This window comes from Streptomyces sp. AC627_RSS907 (assembly GCF_019049165.1).
Genome location: NZ_JAGMUE010000358.1, coordinates 1 through 3,278 on the forward strand (window position 1 = coordinate 1; position 3,278 = coordinate 3,278).

Genomic DNA, 3,278 nt, shown 5'->3' on the forward strand with positions numbered 1-3,278 from the left:
ACGGTGTGCAGCGGGATGCGGGACATGGCGGTCGGGTTCCTTTTCTCGGGGAGGGGTGGGTGGGGTGGGTGGGGTGTCGGCCGGGGCGGGGTCGCTGGTCAGCGGGTGGCGCGGTCGGCCTGCTTGACCAGCCGGGTCACTGCGTCGGGTCGGGAGACGGTGACGGCGTGGGAGGCCTTGATCTCGGTGGTGTGGGAGCCGGCTCGGTCGGCCATGAAGCGCTGGGCAGCGACGGGGATGTTGAGGTCCTCGGTGGTGGCCAGTGCCCATGAGGGGATCGTCTTCCATGCGGCCTCGGTGGCGGTGTCATTGAGCGCGGCTTCGGTGATGGGGCGCTGGGTGGCGGCCATCAGGTCGGCGGTGTCGCGGGGGACGTCGGCGGCGAACTGGGCGCGGAAGGTGTCCTGCTTGATGTAGAGGTCTGTGCCGGTGCTGCCGTCGGCCTGCCGGAAGGGAACCGGGTTGAGGTTCGGTCCCAGGGTGCTGCCGGGGAACTTGCCGGCCAGTTCGGCGGAGCTTTCGCCCTTGGCGGGCTGGAACGCGGCGATGTAGACGAGGGCCTTGACCTTGGACTGGCCGGCGGCGGCCTGACTGATCACGCTGCCGCCGTAGGAGTGACCGACCAGGACGACGGGGCCCTTGACGCTGTCGAGGACGCTGCGCACGGAGGCCGCGTCCTGCTGGAGGCCGCGCAGCGGGTTCGCGGCGGCGAGGACCGGGTAGCCCGCCCGCTTGAGCTGGCCTATCACACCGTTCCAGCTGGAGGAGTCGGCGAACGCCCCGTGCACCAGCACGACGGTCGGCTTGCCGCCGCGGGCGTGGTCCGCGACGGCCGAGGTGCCCGTCCGGGGCGTCCGGTCGGCCGGGCCGGCCGTCGCGCCGGAGGCGAACGCCAGGGTCGCGCCGCTCACCGCGGTCGCCGCGGTCGCCAGCAGAGCGCCCTTGGTGAGGACCGAACGCCGGGTGCTGTTGCTCGTCATGACTCTCTCGCTCTCCTCGTGGACCGCCGCGGTGTGCTCCGCCCGGCCCGTTGACCATGACCAAGAACCTATGACACAAGAACCTTGTGTGCAAGGCAATCGACTTCGTTATACTTGAACACAAGGCAAAAGGACGCCGACCAAACCCCCCTGACCTGCAACAGCAACACAACAAAGGAAAAGAATGTGACTCAGAACACAACACGAGAGCAGCAACAGTCGTCATGCAGCCATTGGCCTCACCAGCGTCGCGGCGGTCACAGGCAGCCGTCTTAACTGAGAGGCCCGGTGCCTCCAGGCAGGTGCGGGCGTCCTTGCCGTCATCCGCGGTGGGTGCCCGGACCTGTAGAGGTCCGCAAAGCGTTCTTGCTGCCGCAGCTGTCCATGTGACGGCGCCACCGGAAGTGGCCACCAGCACTGGTCGCAGTTCTTCACGGGCCGGCTCTCCGTAAGCAAGCAGTCCACGGCGATCGCGCACGCTCGCGGTAGTCCGTCACCGCGATCTACCGGAAGGGACCGCCGACCGCAGAGGCCGGGAACGTCCTCGGTCCCCCCTCACCGCCTGAGCACTGGCCCTGCCGCCAGCTCGCCCACGGCTGTTCTCCAGTGCTCCACGAGGCGGGAGACGTCCGGCAGACTGTCGTCGTGTACGACGGTGAGCCGGGCGTTGTCGTGGTAGGTCGTCAGCGCCGTGTAGCAGCGGAGACCGCCGGACAAGGCGAGAAACATGGACGCCCGCTCCGCCCGTCGACCCTGAACAGTCAAAAGGGGACCAGCCTCCATGGTGGACGCCAGCGTCGGCACCGCCTCCGCATCCACTAGACGGATCGCCGACCAAGCCCCCATGGCCGCAGGCAGCGCCCGCAACACGACACGCGCCGCGTCCCGGTGCCTGCCCTCACGCAGCCGCCGCGTCTGGGCCTTGACCTCACGCAATGCCTCACCGGGATCAACTCGCGTGCACGGCAGGACGACCCTGGTGGTCACCAGCGCGTTACCCACCTCCAGCTCCCGGCCCGGGGCCCGGACCGACGCCGGAACCGAGACCGGCATCGGCGGATGCCCGGTGCCCGTCCGGTCCTCGTACCAGCGCCGCACAGCCTGGGACAAAGCCGTCAGATAAACGTCGTTGACGGTGGCACCGTGTGCCTGGCCGGCTACGTGCAGCAACTCCACGGGGACGTCGGCGTGTAGCATCCCCTGCGTGCCCACAGGGGTGCCTGCCATGCCTGGAGCGATGTCGGGAGAGCGCAGAGCGCGCAGGGCCTCCCCCGTCACGGAACCGAAGTCACGCGGACCGGGCCTCAGTTCCCGACGGGTACGGGGCCGCCAACCCGGTCGGTCCTCCAGCAGAGCGCGGATCAGGGCGACGGCGGCGGATCCGTCACGCAGGGCGTGGTCGGAGCGGAAGCACAGGGAGTGGCCGGTCGCCCGCCGGATGAGCCACAGGTCCCACGGCGGCCGGTTTGCGGGCAGCGCTTCATCGAGCATCATCCGGTCCACCACGCGCTCGTCCCCGTCGCCGGCCCGATCCGTCTCACGGACGTGGTCGTTCACCTCGAGCGCGTCGTCCGCGTGCAGGGTCCGTCCGTCGTCCGCCACGTGGTAATACAGGGACGGAATGGGCACGGCGCGCTCTGCCACGCGAGCGCGCACCTCCGACAGGCTGGGCGCTGCACCGGGAAAGTCAAGCTTGACGCCCATGACCAACGGCCCGGAAGCGGTCGCCCGGAAGGCACGGTCGACGGCGCGCAGTGGGACAGGGGGCAACGACGACGCTGAAGGATGCGCGGTCACGGAAGACGGTCTCCCATCGTGCGCCGCTGCCGGGTCCGCAGGACCAGTGGGCCTCGACGGCTTACGTGTCGGTGTACGAGAGGCGGTGAACTGCCGGCGGCCCGCACTGGCCTCCGGTAACCGGCAGTCACCGACTGGGTCAACGCACGAATCCCGATTTCGGTTCGAAGGCTCCGCCACGACTTGATCAAACTGTCGAAGGCGGTTGCTCGTGTACAGCGTGCGTGACAACCGGTCTCGGCATCGCCACCGTCGCGGCGGTCGTGGTGACCACATCAATGACCGAGTTGGCCAGCAGTCACGGCAAGCACCGTTGCAGTACTAGGCCGTGTTTTAGGTAGCGCGGGCGGCCAGCCACTTGATGAGGTCGCCTGCGATCTGATTGATGCTGGTCTGGGTGGCGACGTCGTGCTCACGCCGACTGGTGTCACTCCGGACGATCTCGTAGCTGCCCTCGTCCAGCACCGCGACGGAGGCGAACCAAGCGGGATCGTCCTCGTC

Annotated in this window: 2 protein-coding genes; both read right to left on the minus strand. The window is 68.8% G+C overall.

Annotated elements, in window-relative coordinates; genetic code table 11:
• Positions 1–98: 98 nt before the first annotated feature.
• Positions 99–980 carry an alpha/beta fold hydrolase gene (locus KUM32_RS35720; protein WP_217146074.1) on the minus strand — a complete coding sequence of 294 codons (882 nt, stop codon included), beginning with the start codon at positions 978–980 and terminating at the stop codon, positions 99–101.
• A 555-nt stretch (positions 981–1,535) separates the two neighbouring features.
• Positions 1,536–3,053 carry a wax ester/triacylglycerol synthase domain-containing protein gene (locus tag KUM32_RS35725; RefSeq protein WP_308408807.1) on the minus strand — a complete coding sequence of 506 codons (1,518 nt, stop codon included), beginning with the start codon at positions 3,051–3,053 and terminating at the stop codon, positions 1,536–1,538.
• Positions 3,054–3,278 lie beyond the last annotated feature (225 nt).